The organism is Paraburkholderia terrae (assembly GCF_002902925.1).
Classification (GTDB): domain Bacteria; phylum Pseudomonadota; class Gammaproteobacteria; order Burkholderiales; family Burkholderiaceae; genus Paraburkholderia; species Paraburkholderia terrae.
Genome location: NZ_CP026113.1, coordinates 1426548 through 1446717 on the forward strand (window position 1 = coordinate 1426548; position 20170 = coordinate 1446717).

The 20170-nt window shown below is 56.6% G+C and carries 15 protein-coding genes; 12 read left to right on the plus strand and 3 right to left on the minus strand.

Features of this window, described 5'->3' with window-relative positions; genetic code table 11:
* The first annotated feature begins 255 nt into the window (after positions 1 to 255).
* Positions 256 to 1362 (plus strand): alkene reductase, encoded by a 1107-nt coding sequence (locus C2L65_RS36140; RefSeq protein WP_042304822.1) that lies wholly within the window; start codon positions 256 to 258, stop codon positions 1360 to 1362.
* Between the two features lie 79 nt (positions 1363 to 1441).
* Here the strand turns inward: C2L65_RS36140 and C2L65_RS36145 are convergent, their stop codons facing one another.
* Positions 1442 to 2038 carry a TetR/AcrR family transcriptional regulator gene (locus C2L65_RS36145; RefSeq protein WP_042304823.1) on the minus strand — a complete coding sequence of 199 codons (597 nt, stop codon included), beginning with the start codon at positions 2036 to 2038 and terminating at the stop codon, positions 1442 to 1444.
* 386 nt (positions 2039 to 2424) lie between these two features.
* Between C2L65_RS36145 and C2L65_RS36150 the strand changes: the two genes are divergently transcribed.
* From C2L65_RS36150 to C2L65_RS36170, 5 genes are all read left to right on the plus strand, one after another.
* Entirely contained in the window at positions 2425 to 3675 is a 1251-nt protein-coding gene (locus C2L65_RS36150; RefSeq protein ID WP_042304928.1) for an efflux RND transporter periplasmic adaptor subunit, read from the plus strand.
* Entirely contained in the window at positions 3672 to 6848 is a 3177-nt protein-coding gene (locus tag C2L65_RS36155) for an efflux RND transporter permease subunit (protein ID WP_042304824.1), read from the plus strand. Before C2L65_RS36150 ends, C2L65_RS36155 begins: the two co-directional genes overlap by 4 nt.
* Positions 6845 to 8320 (plus strand): efflux transporter outer membrane subunit, encoded by a 1476-nt coding sequence (locus tag C2L65_RS36160; RefSeq protein ID WP_042304825.1) that lies wholly within the window; start codon positions 6845 to 6847, stop codon positions 8318 to 8320. The genes C2L65_RS36155 and C2L65_RS36160 overlap by 4 nt, the downstream gene beginning before the upstream one ends.
* 353 nt (positions 8321 to 8673) lie before the next feature.
* The gene (locus C2L65_RS36165; RefSeq protein ID WP_042304826.1) at positions 8674 to 9420 is read left to right on the plus strand and encodes an SDR family oxidoreductase; all 747 of its coding nucleotides are present in this window, start codon (positions 8674 to 8676) and stop codon (positions 9418 to 9420) included.
* A gap of 201 nt (positions 9421 to 9621) precedes the next feature.
* Positions 9622 to 10626 (plus strand): LysR family transcriptional regulator, encoded by a 1005-nt coding sequence (locus tag C2L65_RS36170; protein WP_345789594.1) that lies wholly within the window; start codon positions 9622 to 9624, stop codon positions 10624 to 10626.
* Positions 10627 to 11154: 528 nt separating this feature from the next.
* Here the strand turns inward: C2L65_RS36170 and C2L65_RS36175 are convergent.
* Positions 11155 to 11565 carry a hypothetical protein gene (locus C2L65_RS36175; RefSeq protein WP_042304827.1) on the minus strand — a complete coding sequence of 137 codons (411 nt, stop codon included), beginning with the start codon at positions 11563 to 11565 and terminating at the stop codon, positions 11155 to 11157.
* Positions 11566 to 13086: 1521 nt separating this feature from the next.
* On the opposite strand from C2L65_RS36175, the gene C2L65_RS36180 reads away from it, so the two are divergent.
* Positions 13087 to 13524 carry a MarR family winged helix-turn-helix transcriptional regulator gene (locus C2L65_RS36180; RefSeq protein ID WP_042304828.1) on the plus strand — a complete coding sequence of 146 codons (438 nt, stop codon included), beginning with the start codon at positions 13087 to 13089 and terminating at the stop codon, positions 13522 to 13524.
* A gap of 151 nt (positions 13525 to 13675) precedes the next feature.
* Here the strand turns inward: C2L65_RS36180 and C2L65_RS36185 are convergent, their stop codons facing one another.
* The gene (locus C2L65_RS36185; protein ID WP_042304829.1) at positions 13676 to 15004 is read right to left on the minus strand and encodes an LLM class flavin-dependent oxidoreductase; all 1329 of its coding nucleotides are present in this window, start codon (positions 15002 to 15004) and stop codon (positions 13676 to 13678) included.
* Positions 15005 to 15452: 448 nt separating this feature from the next.
* Here C2L65_RS36185 and C2L65_RS36190 point away from each other — a divergent pair, with 448 nt between their 5' ends.
* The 5 genes from C2L65_RS36190 (at position 15453) to C2L65_RS36215 (ending at position 20012) form a co-directional block, all read left to right on the plus strand.
* Complete coding sequence (locus C2L65_RS36190) at positions 15453 to 15710, plus strand: DUF1272 domain-containing protein (protein ID WP_081920751.1); 258 nt, start codon at positions 15453 to 15455, stop codon at positions 15708 to 15710.
* Between the two features lie 1035 nt (positions 15711 to 16745).
* A protein-coding gene (locus tag C2L65_RS36200) for an IS5 family transposase (protein ID WP_103254636.1) occupies positions 16746 to 17557 on the plus strand; the annotation gives its coding sequence in 2 pieces (ribosomal slippage) (positions 16746 to 17094 and positions 17094 to 17557; 813 coding nt in all).
* 287 nt (positions 17558 to 17844) lie between these two features.
* A complete protein-coding gene (locus C2L65_RS36205) occupies positions 17845 to 18546 on the plus strand; it encodes a cysteine hydrolase family protein (RefSeq protein ID WP_042304832.1) in 702 nt (233 codons plus the stop codon).
* A 147-nt stretch (positions 18547 to 18693) separates the two neighbouring features.
* Positions 18694 to 19485 (plus strand): type 1 glutamine amidotransferase domain-containing protein, encoded by a 792-nt coding sequence (locus tag C2L65_RS36210; RefSeq protein ID WP_042304833.1) that lies wholly within the window; start codon positions 18694 to 18696, stop codon positions 19483 to 19485.
* A gap of 47 nt (positions 19486 to 19532) precedes the next feature.
* On the plus strand, positions 19533 to 20012 hold the full coding sequence (locus tag C2L65_RS36215; RefSeq protein ID WP_052426786.1) for a cupin domain-containing protein: 480 nt from the start codon (positions 19533 to 19535) through the stop codon (positions 20010 to 20012).
* The last annotated feature ends 158 nt before the right edge of the window (positions 20013 to 20170 follow it).

The following is a 20170-nucleotide window of genomic DNA, read 5'->3' on the forward strand; positions in this document are numbered from 1 at the left end:
TACGCGCCGCATCCACCTTTAGATGAGCCACCCGCGCAAGCATCGGTAGGGTCTCAGCGCCAGATATCGCCAAAAACTGGGGAGCTGTTTCCTGCATTGGGTAGATACATTTTTCCGGGCCGCGCCCCTACACTTCGGCTCATTGAGTTTGCATTTTGCCCAGAAAAGACGGGCTGACGATGCACTTTCAAGATTCTTCTTATCATCTTCGCAACGGATCCATGAGATTTAGCTTTTTAAAAAGTGAGAGAAACCATGTCCAAGCTCTTTTCGCACGTTAAAGTGGGGCCGTATGAGCTTTCCCACCGCGTCGTGCTTGCCCCATTGTCCCGACTCCGTGCGGATGATGGCGCGAACCCGAGCCCGCTGATGGCTGAATATTACGGCCAGCGTGCATCAGAAGGCGGGCTGCTCATTGCTGAGTCGGCAGCGGCACTCATAGACGGCAACGGGTATCTTGGCTCCCCGGGCTTGTATGACGACAGCCAGGTCGAGGGCTGGAGGGTTGTGACGGATGTAGTACATGCGAAAGGTGGCAGGATTTTCGCCCAGATTTACCATGCGGGACGCCAGTCGCATCTGGACTTGCGGCCCAATGGCGACCAGCCGATCGGCCCATCGGAGGTTCCGCACAGCAGCATGGCTCACACGGCGAATGGGTGGGTACCTGCAACTCCCAATCGCGCGCTCGAAGCACATGAATTCCCTGCGATCGTCGAAGGCTTTCGCGCCGCCGCAAAGCGTGCGTTTGCTGCAGGCTTCGACGGCGTTGAACTTCACGGCGCCAACGGCTATCTCCTCGACCAGTTCCTTCAGGACGGGACCAACAAACGGTCCGATAGCTACGGCGGCTCGTTTGAAAATCGCGCACGGCTACTTTTTGAGGTTGCACACGCAGCTATTTCGGTATGGGGTAGCGACCGGGTAGCTGTCCGACTCAGCCCCAGCAGCGGGTTTGGTGAGATGTCGGATAGCGATCCGAACGCTCTGTTCGCATATGTGGTGCAGCAACTCACAAAACTCGGTCTCGCGTATCTGCACCTGATCGAACCTCGCTGGCTTGCTGAAAAGGGAATGCCCGAACAGCAACCGGTAGTAACCCGCGAGCTTCGGAAGCACTTTTCTGGCGTAATCATCGCTGCCGGTGGTTTCGATGGGGCATCAGCAGAAGCCATCATCAACGTGGGAGATGCGGATCTGGTTGCCTTTGGGCGCCACTTCGTAGCAAACCCGGACCTTCCGAAGCGCCTCCGCCGTAACCTGCCTTTGAACGAGTACGACCGCTCGACATTTTATGGTGGCTCGGAGTTCGGTTACACGGACTATCCGTTTCATGATGACGAGCCGGAGGCCGTTGCGTGAAGAATCAACCGGCAGTGCGACCACGCTCTCCAAGTAATCAGTCAACGGCGTCGCGAATGCTCAACAAGTCGGTTTGAACTTAACCCAGCGAAGTTTCGCGAGGTTCCACGCCCAGTGCAGTCAACCGCTTCCGGGTCTCGTCGAGAATCAAATCTGATAGCTCTGGGTCGTCAACAATCCGCGACATCGTAACTGCACCGATTATGGCTGACAACGTGAACATGGCGTCGCCGGTCGCCGACGCGGTATCGGATGCCCCGCCCTGCCTGGCAATGACGTCAATCAGCTCGCGAAAACCTTGCGAAGCTGCACGACGAGTTTCCAGGTCTGCCCGGGCGAGTTCGCTACCCATCGCGACAAGCGGACACCCTGCCAGGCAGTCATCGCGGGTCTCATCTGAAAGAAAGGTCTGAATATGTTTGAGGAAAGCTTCCTCGCCTCCTTCCGCAGCGGCTTCGGCCGATTCCACAATCGCCTCCATGCCGGCGGCACAGGCTTCAGCAACGAGTTGGTCTTTGGAGGCGAAGTGTCGATAGAACCCGCCATGCGTCATCCCCGCCGCCGACATGATTTCCGCCACGCCGGTTGCGTGGATCCCGTTGGTGCGAAACGCTCGTGTGGCGACTTCCACGATCTTCCTCCGAGTTTCGGCCGTCTCAACTCTCGACTTCTTCATTTAACAAATCCTTCCCGCTATATCGCTCGGTTACGTGTCGGTCGTCATCTATAGTAGCGCCCGACTGGCTCTTTTCCAATCTGGCACAAGATTATTTTCATGCGCCAAAATTTTTAGATTGTTGCGATCCTCTATCAAATGATCTAACAGAGGACAATCTAAGGAAGATTGACGCCATACCGCCCCTCAATCGGGTCGTTTTTCCTTGACATTATAGATTATGGATATTATCTTGAATCAGGTTAGTGTCAGTGTGTCATCTAAAATTTACTGGACGGCGAGCGAACTAAGAACGGGCGGCCTGGCTTTTACGGACGCGTAGATCGAAGAGGGGCGCCGAGTGCGCAGCCACGCAAGCCCTGTCAATGAACGTAATGAGGAATACTATGAATGACCGTTTGAACGAATCTGAGGTCGGGGTCATCGCACCCGGCAAGTCCGCTACACCTGGCAGCAGGCGCTGGATTGTCAGGGTAGTTGCAATCGCGATTCTTGCGGGAGCAGTAGCCACGGCGTACCGGCTGCACGGGTCGCACTCGGCGCCCGCGAGCGCGCCACCGCCGACAGCAGTCGCGGTCAGTGCTCCCTTACAGCGAGATCTTGAAGGGCGAATCGGCTTTCTGGGCCAGTTCTCAGCGGTTAATCGTGTAGAACTACGAGCCCAGGTGGGCGGCACTCTCACCCAGATCCATTTCAAAGACGGAGACATCGTCCATAAGGGAGATCTTCTCTTTGAAATCGACCCCGAACCCTACGAAATCAAGTTAAGCGAGGCTACTGCTGCGCTCGCGTCCGCGAATGCCCGGTTGGCACTTGCTACACGTGAATTGGCTCGAGCCCAGGAACTGCAGCGTGCGGACGCCGGTACCGTCCAGAATGTCGATCAGAAGGTCGCCGAACAGCATGCTGCCGAAGCGGCGGTTGAAAACGGTAAAGCACTAGTTCGAGACGCGAAGTTCGACCTCGATCGCTGCCGGATCTCGGCCCCCTTCACCGGACGAATCGGCACTCACCTGGTCTCGACGGGCAACCTCATCGCGGGGAGCCGCGCTGCCACGAGTCCGACGACCCTGCTCGCAACAATCGTCTCGCTCGATCCCATCTACCTGGACTTCGACATGAGCGAAAACGATTATCTGGCGTTTCAGCGAGCGCGTGAGAAAGAGAAAGGCGCCCTGCCCAACAGCGTGAAAATCTCTCTCGGTGATGAGAAGGACTTCAATCGACAAGGGACGCTGAATTTTGTTGACAATGCGCTGGACCGCTCGAGCGGGACAATCCATGCACGCGCGATTGTTCCCAACAGCGATCTCTTTCTGACGCCGGGCGGATTTGCACGTGTCCGTTTGACCGTTTCCGCCCCGCAGCCGACGTTGCTCGTACCCGATGCCGCCGTGCTTGCCGACCAGTCGCAGCACATGGTGTATGTCTTGGGACCCGATGATGTTGCTACTCCGAGGCAGGTTGAAGTAGGCGAGCTTCGCGGCGGCCTGCGCGTTATCCGGTCAGGCCTTGCCGCAACCGACAAGGTGATCATCGACGGCATTCCCTCCATCAGGCCGGGGGCAAAGGTGTCGCCGCACGCTGGATCCGTTCAATTCGTGTCCGAACAAGCTGAGGTCGGAGCAAAGTCATGAAGCTGACTCACTTCTTCATTGAGCATCCGCGCTTTGCAGCGGTGATCAATATTTTCGTGGTTCTGATTGGCCTGGCGACCATGGTGTCCCTGCCGGTCGCACAGTACCCGAACATTGTGCCGCCAACCGTTCAGATAACGGCCACGTATCCGGGGGCGTCCGCTGAAACCATCGCTCGCACTGTAGCGACGCCGCTCGAGCAGTCTGTCAACGGCGTTGAGAATATGGACTACATCACTAGCCAGTCGACGGGCAATGGTCAGCTCACGACCACGGTGATCTTCAAGGTCGGTACGGATCCGAACCTCGCGCTGATGCTTACCCGTAACCGTGTGCAGGACACGCTTTCACGGTTGCCGCAGGAAGTCCAGCTGCAGGGTGTGCAGGTCAAGAAGACCATTCAGGCGCTGCTTCTGGGTGTTCACGTCTATTCGCCGGATGGGTCGCGTAGCGCTGAATATATGTCGAACTACATGCTACATGTGCGAGATGAGATCGCGCGCCTTCCAGGTGTTGCAGATTTCTGGATGCTGGGCGACCGGCAGTATGCGATGCGGATCTGGATCGACCCAGACAAGGCTGCCTCGTACAACATCAGCGCCAGCGAGATCTTGGCTGCGATTCGTGCCCAGAATGCCCAGGTTTCGGCGGGTGTCCTGAACCAGCCCCCGGTTGCCAGCAGTCAGGCCTATCAGATCAACGTCGAGGCCCTCGGTCGACTGTCCACGCCTGAGCAGTTCGGCGACATCATCGTGAAATCGGATCCGCAGGGACGTGTCACCCGAATCCGCGACATCGGCCGCGTCGAGCTGGGTTCAGTGGACTATGGTTCCAAGGCATATGCCGACAAGTATGTGTCGACACCCTGGTGGGTCATCGCCACGCCCGGTGCGAACGTCGTGCAGGTTGAGCATGCCGTATGGGACAAGATGGCGGAGCTGAAGAAGAAGTTCCCGCCGGGGATGGACTACATCAACATCTATGACCCGACTACGTTTGTCAGCCATTCGATCGAGGAAGTGATCGAGACGATTGTCATCGCCATTCTGCTTGTGGTCGCTGTGGTGTATGTGTTCCTCCAGAACTGGCGCGCGACACTTATCCCTGTTGTCGCCATCCCTGTGTCGCTCATCGGGACGTTCACTATCCTTTCGCTCTTCGGTGCGTCCATCAATAACCTCTCTCTGTTCGGTCTGGTCCTGGCAGTGGGGATTGTTGTGGACGATGCAATCGTCGTGGTCGAAAACGTCGAACGGAACATGGCGCTTGGCATGTCTCCACGCGAAGCCGCGCACCAGACGATGAACGAGGTGTCGACAGCGCTCATCGCCATCGCGCTCACCCTCTGCGCGGTGTTTGGCCCGGCAGCCCTCATGTCCGGTATCACAGGGCTTTTCTTCAAGCAGTTCGCCATCACCATCGCAGCGTCCACTGTGATTTCGTGCTTCGTCTCTCTGACGCTGAGCCCTGCCCTGTGTGCAGTTCTGCTGAAGCCGCATGACCCCGAGACACTCCATGGTGAATCACACGGGTTCGGCCGCCTTCATCATGCTATCTTCGGTCGGTTTAACGCCGCGTTTGACTGGCTTTCGTCGCGCTACGGCAAGCTGACCGGCCGCTTCGTGCGTGCAACGACGGTCATGCTGATCGTCTATGTCGGGCTGATCGGCGCGACCGCGCTCCAAATGTCGAGAATGTCGACTGGCTTCATTCCTGACCAGGACATCGGTTATCAGGCAGTCATCGTCATGTTGCCGCCAGGATCCAGTCTTGAACGTACAGATAAGGTTGTTCGGGAGGTAAACGATATCATCCTCAAAACGCCTGGTATCGAACACACTTCGCCGACCACTGGTTTTGACGTAACGACCAGTACCGTCGCGCCCAACGTCGGGACGATCTTTACGGCCTTGCCCTCGCTGTACGGCAAGCACATCCCTGGTGTGACCGCTGCGACCATGCTGGTGAAGCTGCGGGCACGTCTCGCCGGCATCAAGGACGCCGTTGTCATCGTTATCAACCCGCCAGCCGTCCAAGGTCTCGGGGCCGCTGGTGGCTTCAAAATGATGCTGGAAGATCGCGGCGGTCTCGGACCTCAGGCACTTGCGAATGCAGCAAACACTCTCGTAGCCGCTGCTAACAAGGATAAGACCTTTGGCGGAGTGTTCACGCTCTACAACGCAGGCGCACCTTCGGTCTACGCCGATATCGACCGGCTTAAGGCCGAAAAGGTCGGCCTAACCCCCACTGATGTGTTTTCGACTTTGCAGCTCTATATCGGCACGCAGTATGTGAACGATTTCAACTACCTGGGCCGTACCTACCAGGTGCTGGTCCAAGGAGACCAGGCGTTCCGGAAGACGGCTGAAGACATTTCAAGACTCAAAGTACGGAACGCCTCTGGTGAGATGGTGCCAATCGGAACGGTGGCGACGTTCAAGAACACCACTGAACCGTACCGCGTGCCACGCTATAACCTCTATCCGGCGGCAGAAATCATGGGCGCGGCTGCACCCGGAATTGCTTCGGGTGACGCAATGAAGCGTATGGAGGAACTTGCCGAACAGGTTCTCCCGAACGGTGTCACGTTTGAATGGACGGACCTTGCCCACCAGCAGGAGCAACAAAGCACGTCTCCGCTGATGATCTTTGCAGCTTCGGCGCTATTCGTGTTCCTCGTGCTTGCAGCCCAATACGAAAGCTGGAAGACGCCGCTGGCCATCGTGCTGATTGTCCCGATGTGTCTGCTGGCATCAGCGATCGGTCTGGATATTCGAGGCATGCCTATCGACATTCTTGCGCAGATCGGATTCGTCGTGCTTGTCGGGCTCGCGGCGAAGAACGCAATCCTGATCGTGGAATTCGCGAAGCAACGGCAAGACGAGGACGGCGTTGGCCCCGAGGATGCGGCTGTGCATTCAGCACATGTGCGGTTGCGCCCGATTCTTATGACCTCGTTCGCCTTTATCGCTGGTGTGGCGCCACTCGCAGTTGCAACCGGCGCAGGTTCGGAGATGCGGCAATCGCTCGGAACGACTGTGTTCTTCGGCATGCTCGGTGTGACCATCTTTGGCCTTGTCTTTACTCCGGCGTTCTATACCTTTGTCCGCAAGCTCGGTGTCAGGGACATTTCCCCTCTGTCCCGCAAGCTTGGTAGCGGAGACGCAAAATGAATCGCTTTCTAACCAGAACATCGAAGGCAGTTGTAAGCAGCATGATCGTGGCCGCCGCGCTGGCCGGCTGTGCTGTCGGGCCCGACTACGTTGCACCGAAGACAGAACTTGCGCCGTTTCACAACACAGAGGCAGTTGCCAACCGGCAGACGACGCTGGCCGCCCCTCGTCTGGACAGCTGGTGGACCGGATTCAACGATCCCATGCTCGAAAAGGTTGTTCAGCGCGCCTTGGACCAGAATCTCAGCCTTCAGGCGGCGATCGCCCGCGTCGCGCAGGCGCGAGCGGCGGCACAGGCGGCCGGCGCCCAGCTGCTTCCCACGGTTGATGCTGGCGCCTCTGCGACAGCGATGCATCAGAGCACGAACAGTCCACTGGGTGCGTTGGCCAGTGCATTCCCGAACTACAGTCGTGACCAGAAGGAGTATGTCGTCGGCGCAACCGCGAGCTGGGAGATCGACCTCGCGGGAGGACTGAGACGTGCCAAGGCTGCCGCGCGCGACGAGGAGCAGGCGGCCGAGGCTGCTCAGTTGGGTACGCGTATCACAGTCGCTGCCGACGCGGCAGATGCCTACCTTCAGGTGCGCGGTCTGCAGGCACGACTCGCCGTTGCACAGGATCAGGTCGACACGGATGCGCGGCTTCTTGAACTGGTCAAGGCGCGCAAGCGCTTGGGAGCAGCCGATGAGCGCGAGGTCGCGCAGTCTGAAGCGTTACTGCGTCAGGCACGCTCCACAGTTCCTTCGCTCAAGGTCGCCCTGGAAGCTCAACTGAACCGGCTCGATGTATTGATGGGTGCACAGCCTGGCACGTATGCGGCCGAGCTGGCCGAAAATCCAGCGATCATCCCAGGGGTGCCTGCAATCGGTACGGGCGACCAGCCGGTCGACGTCCTGCGCCGGAGGCCCGACATCATCGCGGCAGAACGCCATCTCGCTGCAACCAATGAACAGATCGGCGTGGCCATCGCGGATTACTATCCGAAGATCTCGCTGTCCGGTGCATTGGGATTTGACAGCATACGGGGCGGTCAGCTGTTCAGTGCAAAGTCCTTCCAGCCCGTCGGTACAGGAGCGCTCCAGTGGCGACTGTTTGACTTTGGCAAGGTTGACGCTGAAGTCAAGCAGGCTCGCGGAACACATGCAGAGGCGCTGGCCCAGTACAGGGAAGCGGCATTGAAAGCGACGGAAGACGTCGAGAATGCGCTCATGGCCCTTTCGCAAACTGAGGTTCGCTCACAAGAGCTCGAACAGGAAGTCGCAGCCCTCACTCGGGCCCGTGATCTGTCCGAGCGCGCGTATCGGGCAGGCTCCATCACGCTTACGGACGTTCTCGACGCTGACCGGTTACTGCTCGTTGCACGAGACGACCTCGACGCGACGAAAGCCGATTCCGCGCGAGCTGCGGTTCGTACGTTCCGTGCGTTGGGTGGCGGCTGGGACGTGCCCCAGCAGGTAGCGCAATCCAACTGACAGGCCGGGCGTCCATCTTCGTACGCGATGATGGACACTACTCTGTATTCGGTAACCGCTTAACCATTTCTTGGATAGATGTTGCTCACCTTTGGCTACTTCTGCATGCAGCAAGCGAGGCGCATCATCTACCTCACGTAACCGCAGTGACAGACGCCCTCCGGCGTTAGTGGTAGAAGAGATGCCCCCTGTTTGAAAGCGTGCAAAGTCGTTGCCGGACCCTGGCATTAGCTTAGTTGTACGAATTGTGTAATGAAACGTGAAGTCTGGAAATTCCTCACCGGGTTCCATCTCGCAGGATAAGCTTTAAATCTGGTTGTCAACCATTAGCGTTCCTTTTCAAGGAGATTGAAATGAAGTTGGAGAACAAGGTTGCATTTATTACGGGTGGCACGTCCGGTATCGGGCTGGAAGCGGCAAAGCTCTTCCGTGCCGAAGGCGCAAAGGTCGTGATCCTCGGTTCCAACGCTGAGCGACTGGAAGCAGCCGGCAAGGAACTTGGTGGTGATGCCCTGCTGATCCAAGCTGATCTGCGCAAGATCCCCGATATTCAACGTGCAACCGAAGAAACGCGCACAAAACTCGGCCGTATCGACGTTCTTTTCGCCAACGCCGGCGCGAGCACCGTGGCTCCCCTCGAAGCCGTCACGCCGGAATATGTCGAAGACAATCTCGCGCTCAACTTTACGGGCACCTTCTTCACGATCCAGAAAGCGGCTCCCTTGATGCCCAGCGGGGGTAGCATTATCGTGACAACGTCGTTCCTTAACACCATCGGCATGCCCGGCCTGTCCATCCTCGCCGCAACCAAGGCTGCCGCCCGTTCGCTCGTACGCACGCTCGGCGCAGAACTGGCACCGCGCGGAATCCGTGTGAACGCCGTTAGCCCGGGCGCAATTTCGACGCCTTTCTACGGCAAGATGGGCCTGAGTGACGAGCAGCTGTCGGGAGTCGCCGCCAGCCTTCAGGAAAAAATCTCCCTCAAGCGTTTCGGTGAGCCGGCTGAACTCGCTAAAACCGCTCTCTTCCTGGCCAGCGATGATTCGTCGTACATCACTGGCACCGAGATCGTTGTCGACGGCGGACTTACCCAGTTCTAAGCCCCCATCGGCTCTCCTCGCCCACACGATTTGCCTCAAGCTTTTGCAGTGGGCGAGCTGATCACGCAAGGGGTATGGTCACCCTATGCGAAGAATCTTATCTCAGCGATTTGCTGGTCAGCTTCAAGGGACAACGCGATCACCAGCGAGGGTCTCGGCTGTCCATGTACTGCAATTGCCGGTTGACGACCGTGGCACTGCGTGGCGATTGCCGCCGGCTTTTTCCCAAAATTCAGCAAATCTCATACAATGGCGCCAATCAATCAGCGATGGGCTAATGACTTGGACCGCCTGGAAGCCATGGAAATGTTGCTGAGCGCAGTGGACAAGGGAAGCCTTTCCGCAGCTGCTCGGGACCTGAAAATTCCCGTTTCGACGCTTACCCGCAAGGTCACCGAACTTGAGGAGATGCTCGGCACGCGGCTGCTCATGCGCACTACGCGAAAGCTTACCCTGACAGACGCGGGGGCGTCGTACGTGGCGGCGGCTCGACGAATTCTTGATCTCGTAAGAGAGCAGGAACATGAAGCGACCGGCGAGTTCACAGCCGCTCGGGGGGAGTTGGTCGTCACAACCCCCGTACAGCTGGGGCGGCTGCATGTCCTTCCGATCATCAATCAGTTTCTTGCTCTCTACCCGGATATCACGGTTCGGTTGCTTCAGTCTGACCGCAATGTCGACCTGATTGACGCACACGCTGACCTTGCAGTGCGTATTGGCGAACTCGCTGACAGCAGCATGATCGCAACTCGTATAGGTTCGCTGCGCGCGATACTTTGCGCAAGCCCAGCGTTCATGGATCGTCAGGATCTGCCGACCGAACCGGACGACCTGACAAAATTCCCATGCGTTGTTTTCAATAGCCCTTATCTTTCACCGTGGCGTTTCCGTTTGCCGTCCTCTGGCAAACTGCTCACGCTTGATGTTCAGCCACGGCTCGAAGTGACTGCTCCGGATGCAGCGGTAAGTGCTGCTGTCGATGGCGTCGGCATTACGCTGGTGCTTGAGCACGATGCGGACGAGGCTCTCCGGGCCGGAAAGCTACAGATCCTGCTACCAGAATACGAGGTCGAACCTGTGCCTGTCCACATGGTGCACGTCTCTCGCAACATCATGGCAATCAAGTTGCGACACTTTATCGACTTCGCCGCGCCGCGACTTCGTGAGTCCCTGGGGCACTTCGGCAAGAAGGGGCCTCCAGATTAATGTGTGGAAATTCCATCACATGTAAGCTCCAGTTAACCTCTCCGAGTCTGTCCACGACTTGAAGTACGGATTGGACAGTCTCGGGCGGGCAGACCTACCCTGAGGTCTCGCAAATCTCGCAAGATGCTGGCTTACCAGCGCCTTGATGACCACATCGCGAGATGTCTGGCTTGTATCTGCAGTATCCGTCGAACGTCGCCGGATCAGATTACGCGCCGCGTTGACATCGGCGTGCTGTTTGTGGCCGCACCACAGGCATCTGAACTTCGCCTGCTCCTTGCGGTTTCACTTGTCTACGTAGCCACACGCAGAGTCAGTCTGCGAGGAATACGCTCGACTGACTTTACTGCATTTGACGCCGAGGCGCTCTTCCAGCTCCTTCAGCTTTGCATCGATTGCCCTCGCACCATGTCCGAGAGCAGCTTGTTTATGCAGCGGCTCAGGCCCGGATCCCGGAAATTGAGTTTTGTCACAATGATTTTGGCCGGCGCACGCACCTTGGCGAGCCGGTTCAGACAGCGGCCGATTTCACTTTTGATCCATCCGCGCATGGCGATTGCGTATGCGCGGTAACGTCGATGACTGTTCGGCCTGATACCGCGCTTCTGTAGGTCTGTTGCAAGCTGGCTGATGCCGCCGGTCGTGGTACTCGAGCTTCGATTGCCACTGCCTGTCAATCAGGTCGCTCTGGTCGGTCGCGAAGAGCGTATTGAGCCCCAGATCGAGTGCGAGCGCCTCGCATCGCGGCTGATACGCCTCCCGGGAGGTGGCCAGTGCGTCAGTGACATCGGTGAAGACGCCAACAGCGAACGAGCCGTCCTTGCGCTGATTGATCTGGATGGTCGTGGCAACGGTTCCATCGCGTTGGTCGAAACGATCGTACCTCTCCAGAGGCAGTTCACGGGCTGCCCCTTTTTCAGGGTCGATAATCGCGCCCACATCGGAAATTTCTTCGATTCTTTGGCCGGGCTCACAGTCACCATGCGATGATCAAAGAACGTTCCACACGAAAATCCGATTAGCCGCAAGAAGTAGCCCCTTCAGGCGTGCACGAGCTCAGCGCTCACCCTGCATTGAAACTGCCGATACCAATCGGGTTGAATGATCTGCCCAGATAATCGCGGACATGTGCGCTTCTTTAGGTTTTCGCTCGCATGATTCAATGTCCGGCTCACTTCCCTCCGACATGCGACATGTGTCTCTTCGCAGCAGCCATTCCGAGCGCTGCTCGGCCTGTCGGTTCCTGCGAACCAGTTGAATGCAATCGCCGTTATCGAAGAGTCTACCGGGGCACCAGCGCCGCGCTGGCACCTGTCGTCGATCAGCCGGTATGTGAGCTGCCGGGCCCATTGAAACGAGGTCTTGCAGGCTCGAACGCCGAGACGTGCACCCAACATCTCACTGCCCTCTTCGTCTTTCGTTTGTATGTTTGATTGTGAATGAAACGTTTACCTGGCGTATAATCGCTTCCCACATAATGAGCCTTTCAACGTGTCGATGTTGAGTTGCCTACCCAGACTGGCTCCCGGTGACTCACTCGCATTCAACACGACCCGGCGCGCTGGATCGCAGCAGAAGGGGGGCCTGGCACATAGGCTTCTGTAGTGGAAGTGTCTCGGAACTCCAAACAAAAAAATGCCGGCTGCGCGAGCCGGCTAAGGGTCCAAATCGAACGGTTTCGACCAGAACCCGGAGGTAACACTGGTTAGTTTAGACACATACCATCTGCGATGTGAGTTAAAAAATGAAAAAGAAAATTCATCCTAATACGTCGATGCGTCTGATCAAGAATTCAAGCCGTCATTCATGCGGCAATTGCCGCGCGATGCCCGTGCAATCAGGTTTTTCATGCAACCCGCGCCTGTATTTCTGCGCTTTGTCGCCAGCCCCTACCGCTTATCCGGTTTCCGGGTAGCTATTTCCCAGTTTGGACCCGTAGCGTGCGTGTATCAGGTTTTCTATAGTGCTTGCACACAGTTCATTCGTGCAGCAAGTTAAGAGAGATCGCTATGCGCTTGATGCTTTTGCCCATTTCCACCTTATTGACGCGTGTGCTCGCGAGCAAGCTAGCTGCGCGTCGCGTCCCTAGCCAACCTGTCGTATCGGATAGCCAAGATAAAACGGCGCCGGCACTTCAAGAGCGGGGCATACAACTTACGTGTTTGTCAGTTCGCTCTACGGCTAGAAAGAGCCTCAGGGCCCTGGTCCGCTCCATACGTGCGATTGCCTTCTCCGAGGTTGCAGCGCTCCTGGTTCCAGATCTGTCGCTTGGTCTTGCAACCATCGTCTGGCAAACATTGATGGATCGATGCCTTATCTCGTCTCGCCTCGCTTCTCGCCAAGGCACCGTTGCCTCGCTATGTACGGACTTCGATCTGCGTGATATTGGATATGGGCGAGTCGCTCCGCACGATAACCATCGCACTTCTATTACTCGAAAGGTTGTAAACGGAGAAAATCATGCAGTATGAAGGATACGGATTTGTGATTACGCGCGCCGCCCGCTATATCTCAAGAATTTATAACAGGCATCTTGCGAAGGATTCGCTGACTGTCGGGCAATACGGTATTCTGCTGTCGATCGCTGCCTCAGGGCCGATTCTGCTTCAGGACCTCGCAGATCGACTCGTCATTGAGCGGTCAGCGTTGCTAAGGACTGTGAAGCCGTTACTCGACGCCGGACTCATCCAATCGACAGCAGATCCGGCTTACAAGAAGCGCTTGTTATACCAACTTGCAGATGAAGGCCGCCGACTGATCGAGACCGCATCTGCTTCCATTCGATCCGCAGAGACCGAGATTGAAGGCATCTTCCCACGTTCAACCATCCAGACCATGCGTAATGACCTTCTCGCCGTCGCTAATGCGTGTCGCCAAGAGGCTGACTCAATCGTGTGAGATAGAATGCATGTGGATGCGCATATCTGGATTGCGGCGGGGGGCGTGAAAGGGGGGCAGTTCAAGGTGTGGCATTTTCCGCCCCCGGTCAGCGTCGCCCCGAAATCCACCGCCTGTCACGCGACTCAGTCACTCATGGCTTTCCGCCAGCTCAGCGTTGAGCGATTGTAGGCCTGGTTAGGCCTAGCTTTTCTCGTAGAGTACCCGGCGTATATTCTTTTCGTACAAGACCCCGGCGCTGAAGCTCTGGTACGACCATGCGCGCAAAGTTGACCCAGTCGTCGGGTAGCTGTGGAAACATGAGATTGAACCCATCCGCAGCACCACTTTTGAACCAAACCTCCAGCGTGTCCGCAATATCCGATGCCGTTCCGGCGATCAGGGGAGCTGCTCCAGCATTTGCGAGCTTCCGTGCGATCTCCCGGATCGTAAGTTTCTGTTCCGCGAAAGCTTTTAATCTCGCGAGATTAGATCGTTGTCCGTTGTAAACGGACTCGTCTGGCAAAGCGGGCAACGGCCCGTCAAGATCCAGCTCGGACACATCCACGCCGCACCAGCTCGATACGAGATCAACGCCTACGCTTTCCGGGACCAGGCTCTCGAGATAATCACGCTTTTCCTCTGCCTCGGCACGCGAGCTTGCGACGACTGGAAGGATCCCTGGAAGGATCTTGACATCACTGGCATTACGCCCATGTCTTGCTAACCGTTCATTGAACTCCTGCCGATAGCTCACTCCGTCCTGCGGGCTGGCAAACACTGCAAAGTGCATGTCTGCGTGAGCTGCCGCCAGATCCTTACCATCGTTAGAAGACCCTGCCTGCACGAGTACCGGATACCCCTGCGATGGCCTAGGCACGTTGAGAGGGCCCCGAACCTTGAAGTGGCGACCCTTATGGTTGATCCGGTGCACACCGCTAGGGTCGGCGAAAAAACCTGTGTTCCGGTCAATGAGGAGTGCATGGTCTTCAACGCTGTCCCACAACGCTTTGACCACTTCGACAAACTCGCGCGCCCTTTCATACCGAAACCCATGTTCGATATTGGCGTCACGACCAAAGTTCATGGCCTCCTCGTTCATCCCGGATGTCACAACATTCCATGATGCGCGACCAGCGCTCAGATGGTCCAGTGATGCAAACATTCGCGCAACGTTGTAGGGCTCGCTGTATGACGTCGACACTGTGCCGACCAGACCGATGTGCTCCGTAACGGAGGACAACGCTGAAAGCAGTGTTAGAGGTTCAAGACGAAAGTTAGCGTAGTGGGCAACGTTGCTCTCGTATGTATCCCACATGGCAACGTGATCCGCCATGAAGATAACGTCAAACTTTGCCCTCTCGGCTTCTTCGGCCAGTCGGCGGAAGTATTCTAGCGTGTAGATCTCCTTCCTGGGCGCCCGAGGATGACGCCATGACATGCGGTGATCGCCCTGCGGGTTAAAGAAGAATGCGCTCAAAATCATTTCGTTGCGGGTCATGACTTGTCGTCCTTCGTACAGAAGTGAGGCGATGGCCGCCTGTGATGAGCTATCTGCCTTCTTGCAGCAACGCGAGACTCACGTATGCCAGCCGTGCCGTCCAGCCACAAGCAATTGCGCCAGTCGCGACCTTCGTGCTCACGCAATTGGCAGTCGTTTTCGGGATGCGAACGCAGCTCACGAGTACCTCGGACTCCGGCGAGAGCTGATGCAGCCACATCGGTAGTTGTTTCCGCATCCGGAGCGAACCGAAAGCGCTCCCGTCAGGCCAGAAAAATAATCGTGCACTTGAGCAGTGGGTTCCAGTTCTGGGATACTATCCAAATAACAATATTCGCTACAACGCAGATTCTGGATTGTACGACGTTTCTTGAATTATCGTATCGTAAATGTTGTATTTATCGAGATATTGACGACTGATGTCAATGGAACTGACAGGAGACACGAAATGCTTGAACTTCGCCCCGGATGTGAATGTTGCGATAAGGATCTGCCCCCGGATGCCAAGGATGCGCTCATCTGCTCTTTCGAATGCACGTTTTGTAAAGATTGCTCGGACAATGTCCTGATGGGGAAATGCCCGAACTGCGGCGGCGAACTCCTGGCGCGACCCGCCCGCCCGAAAGAGATGCTGGAGAAATTCCCTGCATCGACAAACCGGATTCTCAACGCTACCTGCCGCGACCAACATGCCAGTGAAATCTGATTGAACGTTTTCAGATATCAGCCGAAAGGCAGCGACTGCTATATCGCGCCAACGATATACATTGCAATTTATCGCACGTGATGTCGACGCCGGAAGCGTAACGGCTGCATTGCGCAATACCGACAGTCATAGACATTCCACGGATCCCGTCTCAAAGCAGGCTAAACCGAAACGGTGAGAGACCATGTTTGCGTTCGCTGTTATAGCCATAATCGCTGCATTTGTCCCGTACGTTGCGACGCCTGCGATCGAGCATGCGGTGAAATCGCCCCCGGTCGCTCAAGGCGCCGAAACCCATTCTTACGCGGCATCCGAGGTAGTTGTGACTAGCAACTCCATCCGTTCGCCAATTGCAGCTGCCTCGTCAAACTGAGATGTTCGGTTTTTTTTGATCTGCGGGATCAGCGATTATTGAGTACGGGCCGTTGATGCGTTCGAATCGGAGCAATGGCGTAGGAGTTTGTACACGACCGTGAGCCTGGGGACGTGAGCAGATTCAAACTCGAACCTCAAGAGCCAGGCCGCGAAGCGCTCGTTGCCGCCAGGTTCAATCTCGATACGATCGAAGGGAAGGTGTGAGTCCTGGTTGAATGCACTCATGAGCATGGTAAAGAAACCGCAACCTCGATAGGCGGGACGAACCGCTATGTCGGAAAGCCGGATCACCGCACATCCCTTCGTTTCGGTTTTGCGAGGAGCTATTCGAACATGCGCCCGAAAAACCTCACCTTCATACCATCGGGCGATTCCATCCGATGCCTTCTGTCCGGCCCGACTCACTGCTAAAGCCCACTGAAGGAAGCAATCGACTTCTTCGAGGAAGATTACATCAATGTTCGGAACGTCATGATCGGATACCATTTTTGGAGCCACTCAAGCATAGGTACAAGTCACATTATGTCGCCATCATAGCTCGCGCTTAGCACATCTGCTGACAGATGATCAATTTAGAAGCCTTAACAAAATGATTGCTTTGGTCTGTTAACTTCCAACGATTGCTGTTAACCTCGTTATTGTTTCGGTGACGAGGAGGCCATGGCCAAACCGATACTCGATGATGAGTTGTGGGCACTCATTGAACCTTTGCTTCCCCCACCCAAACCTCGCCGCTCACGGTATCCTGGACGCAGACCACTGGATGACCGGGCCGTGCTTACCGGCATCCTGTTCATCTTGCAGACGGGCCTGCGCTGGGACCTGCTGCCACGCGAGATGGGCTGCGGCAGCGGCATGAGTTGCTGGCGCCGTCTACGAGACTGGCAGGCTGCCGGCGTCTGGGACCGGCTGCACGAAGTGCTGCTCGCGAAGCTACGCGAGTCCGACCGGATTGACTGGTCCCGTGTCGTCGTCGACTCCTCCTCGATCCGCGCGCTGGGTGCAGGTCAAAAACGGGACCGAATCCCACCGACCGCGCGCGACCTGGTTCAAAGCACCACCTCATTACCGAAGCGCAGGGCATCCCGCTCGCGGTAATCCTCACCGGCGCCAACCGCCACGATGTCACACAGCTTCACGCGCTGGTTGACGCGATCCCGCCCATTGCCGGCAAGCGCGGCCGGCCGCTTTCGAAGCCCCGCATCGTTCAGGGCGATCGGGACTACGATCACGACAAATACTGCCGTCCGCTGCACGCAGCCGGCATCGCTACCGAAATCGCCCGACGTGGCCAGCCTCATGGCAGCGGCCTTGGCAAAACCCGCTGGGTCGTCGAGCGAACCATTTCGTGGCTTCACAACTTCCGACGACTGCGGATCCGCTTCGAACGCCTTGCTTTTATCCACGAAGCCTTCATGAAACTCGCCTGCTGCATTATCTGTTGGCGAAAACTGCAGAATTCATTTTGTTAACGCCTCTTAGTCAGCGCGTGCTTTGGCACCCCAAAAAATCCCCCTGGGCATTTTTAGATGATGCTAATAATCTTTGATAATAGTGAAGCACAATATGCTAAAAATGACGACTACTCCTCCGGTTTGATCGTCAGCCTAGTGGCCGTGTGGCGTCGGATGTGGCTGTGATTGTCGGCCACAAAAGGACGTCTGCTCACTCGGTTCACAGCACCGAGATCGTGCTCCGTCGATGAATCCAAAGCGGACATGGTTAGTAAAATTTTTAATTCTTTCAAAGGACTCGAGAAATGACCATCTTCACACATCGCGCGCCGGAAATTCAGCTCGAGAAGGAGCGGACGGCATTGGTCTTGGTCGATATCCAGAACGACTTCCTGACCGAGGGGGGTAAATATTACGTCCTGATCGAAGATCTCATGAAGCGCAACAATGTAAACATGAACTTGGAGGCGCTGCTTCAGGCTGCTAAAGATCACGACTATCCCGTGTTCATGTCTCCCCACTATTTCTTCCCGCATGACCATAAGGGCAAGACGCACCTCAGCCCTATGGAAGACCTCGCCCTTCACGGCGGCGTCGTGGGCCGCGAAAGCCCCCTTCATATGCATGACGTACCTGATGGCGGTGCGGACATCCCCGATCGTTTTCGTAAATACATGGAGGACGAAAACACGACTGTGGTATCGCGTCACGTCACCTACGCTCCGACCAACGATCTCGCCTACATGTTACGGCGTCGCAAAATCGAGACGGTGATCATGGCAGGCCCGGTCGCGAATCTCTGTCTCGAAGATCACATGCGCAACCTCATCCGAGACGGCTTTCAGACTGTTATGGTTCGCGACGCGGTCGCGGCCGCCGCGAACGAGGAAGGCTCTGGTCTGGACGCAGCGATGATCAACTGGCGCTTCATGGCCAATGCTGTGTGGGATACGGCGAAGACCGTTCAACAGATGGCCGAAGCGGCTCGAGCTGCCGCGTCAGCATGACATCCGTCTAATCCACGTAGGCAGATTCCAGCAAATGACGATCACCGAAGACGACGTAACCGTCTGCTCGTATCGGCGATAGGCACATATTCACCCTCATCTAATGGAATCCAGAAAGGTTTCCTCTTCCTACGACAGGAGTTTCTAATGAGCAAGCGCACTATTCTAGTCATTGGTTCGAACGCCACGCAGCTTGAAGCGCAAGGCGGTGGCACGATCAAAATCGGGCAATTTTTGAACGAAACGGCTGTGCCTTTGATGGCCCTCGTCGCAGCGGGCTACAACTTCGTCCTCGCCACTCCCACCGGCGAAAAACCGCACATGGATCAGGACTCCGACGCCTTGATCTATTTCGCCAACGACGATGAAGCACGCACTCGCGCTCGCGATTTCTTCAACAACGATCCAGCGATGAACGACGTACGCACGATCCGTTCTGTCATCGATGGCGGACTCGATGGCTTCGCCGGCCTCTTCTTCCCGGGTGGGCACGCACCGGTGGTCGACGTCATGCAGGATCTGGACACCGGCGAGGTGTTGCGCTACTTCCACGCTCACAACAAGCCGACTGCCGCAATCTGCCATGGCCCGATGGGCATTTTGGCCTCATTGGACAATGCACGTGAGTTTCGGGCCGCTTTGATTGACGGCGACGAGGTGAAGGCGCGCGAACTGGCTAAGGGCTGGCAGTACGCGGGCTATCGGATGACCGTCTTCTCGCGCAGCGAGGAGGAGTTTGCTGAAGAAAATGTGTTCCATAAGAAACTCATCTTCAATATGCCCGATGCTCTGGAAGCTGCTGGTGGTCACGTCGTCAATACCGACCAGAATTTCACCTCTTTCGTCGTCGTCGATCGGGAACTGGTAACGGCTCAGAATCCGATGTCGGATCACGAACTGGCTGCCAAGTTCATAGAGGTGCTCGGGAAGGCGGCTTGATGTCATCTCGATACCATCATCAGCGGGCAAAGCACAGGAGAAACATCATGAAGTTGACATCACTGGCGGCCGTCGCCCTAGCGGCGTTCGCATTCACGACGGGCTCACAAGCGCAGGACAATACGTCCTTCCCCCCCGCCAACGGCGGAACATCCGTTTCCAATCCCGCAAGCCACTATGTCTTCAGCGACACCGGCGCGCGAGGTGAGAATCCCAAGACTGGCATCCAGGTCGCCAATGTCTGGGGTGATGTGACGGCGGGAGCCCATGGCGCATTCTTCCGCTTTGATCCGGGTTTCAAGAGCCCGGTCCACACTCATACCTACGACTATTATGCAGTCGTCGTCAAGGGCACCTTGGAGAACTACCAGCCGGGCCAGAACCCCGTGAAGCTGGGGCCAGGCTCTTATTGGTATCAGCGCGGCAAGCAGGCCCACACGACCGCGTGCGTGTCCAAAGAACCGTGCGAAATCTATATCGTCCAGCAAAACAAGTTCGACGCACAGATTCCGCCCAAGACTGAATAGGCGATTTGAGAGCTTTTACAAGCAGCACTGTAATCGCCGAATCGTCATCCTCTGTGCGGTACATTGCAGTTTGCCATCGCAATGTACCGCGCGCCGTACAGGCGTTGGCACTACAACAGGTTACCAGGTCAGGCAGACCACCGCGCCAGATCAACCCT

What these genes read in the sequence shown, in the direction of transcription:
- C2L65_RS36140 (WP_042304822.1), top strand. Translation starts at nt 256, where the DNA reads ATGTCCAAGCTCTTTTCGCACGTTAAAGTGGGGCCGTATGAGCTTTCC.
- C2L65_RS36145 (WP_042304823.1), bottom strand. Translation starts at nt 2,038, where the DNA reads ATGAAGAAGTCGAGAGTTGAGACGGCCGAAACTCGGAGGAAGATCGTG.
- C2L65_RS36150 (WP_042304928.1), top strand. Translation starts at nt 2,425, where the DNA reads ATGAATGACCGTTTGAACGAATCTGAGGTCGGGGTCATCGCACCCGGC.
- C2L65_RS36155 (WP_042304824.1), top strand. Translation starts at nt 3,672, where the DNA reads ATGAAGCTGACTCACTTCTTCATTGAGCATCCGCGCTTTGCAGCGGTG.
- C2L65_RS36160 (WP_042304825.1), top strand. Translation starts at nt 6,845, where the DNA reads ATGAATCGCTTTCTAACCAGAACATCGAAGGCAGTTGTAAGCAGCATG.
- C2L65_RS36165 (WP_042304826.1), top strand. Translation starts at nt 8,674, where the DNA reads ATGAAGTTGGAGAACAAGGTTGCATTTATTACGGGTGGCACGTCCGGT.
- C2L65_RS36180 (WP_042304828.1), top strand. Translation starts at nt 13,087, where the DNA reads ATGCAGTATGAAGGATACGGATTTGTGATTACGCGCGCCGCCCGCTAT.
- C2L65_RS36185 (WP_042304829.1), bottom strand. Translation starts at nt 15,004, where the DNA reads ATGACCCGCAACGAAATGATTTTGAGCGCATTCTTCTTTAACCCGCAG.
- C2L65_RS36190 (WP_081920751.1), top strand. Translation starts at nt 15,453, where the DNA reads ATGCTTGAACTTCGCCCCGGATGTGAATGTTGCGATAAGGATCTGCCC.
- C2L65_RS36205 (WP_042304832.1), top strand. Translation starts at nt 17,845, where the DNA reads ATGACCATCTTCACACATCGCGCGCCGGAAATTCAGCTCGAGAAGGAG.
- C2L65_RS36210 (WP_042304833.1), top strand. Translation starts at nt 18,694, where the DNA reads ATGAGCAAGCGCACTATTCTAGTCATTGGTTCGAACGCCACGCAGCTT.
- C2L65_RS36215 (WP_052426786.1), top strand. Translation starts at nt 19,533, where the DNA reads ATGAAGTTGACATCACTGGCGGCCGTCGCCCTAGCGGCGTTCGCATTC.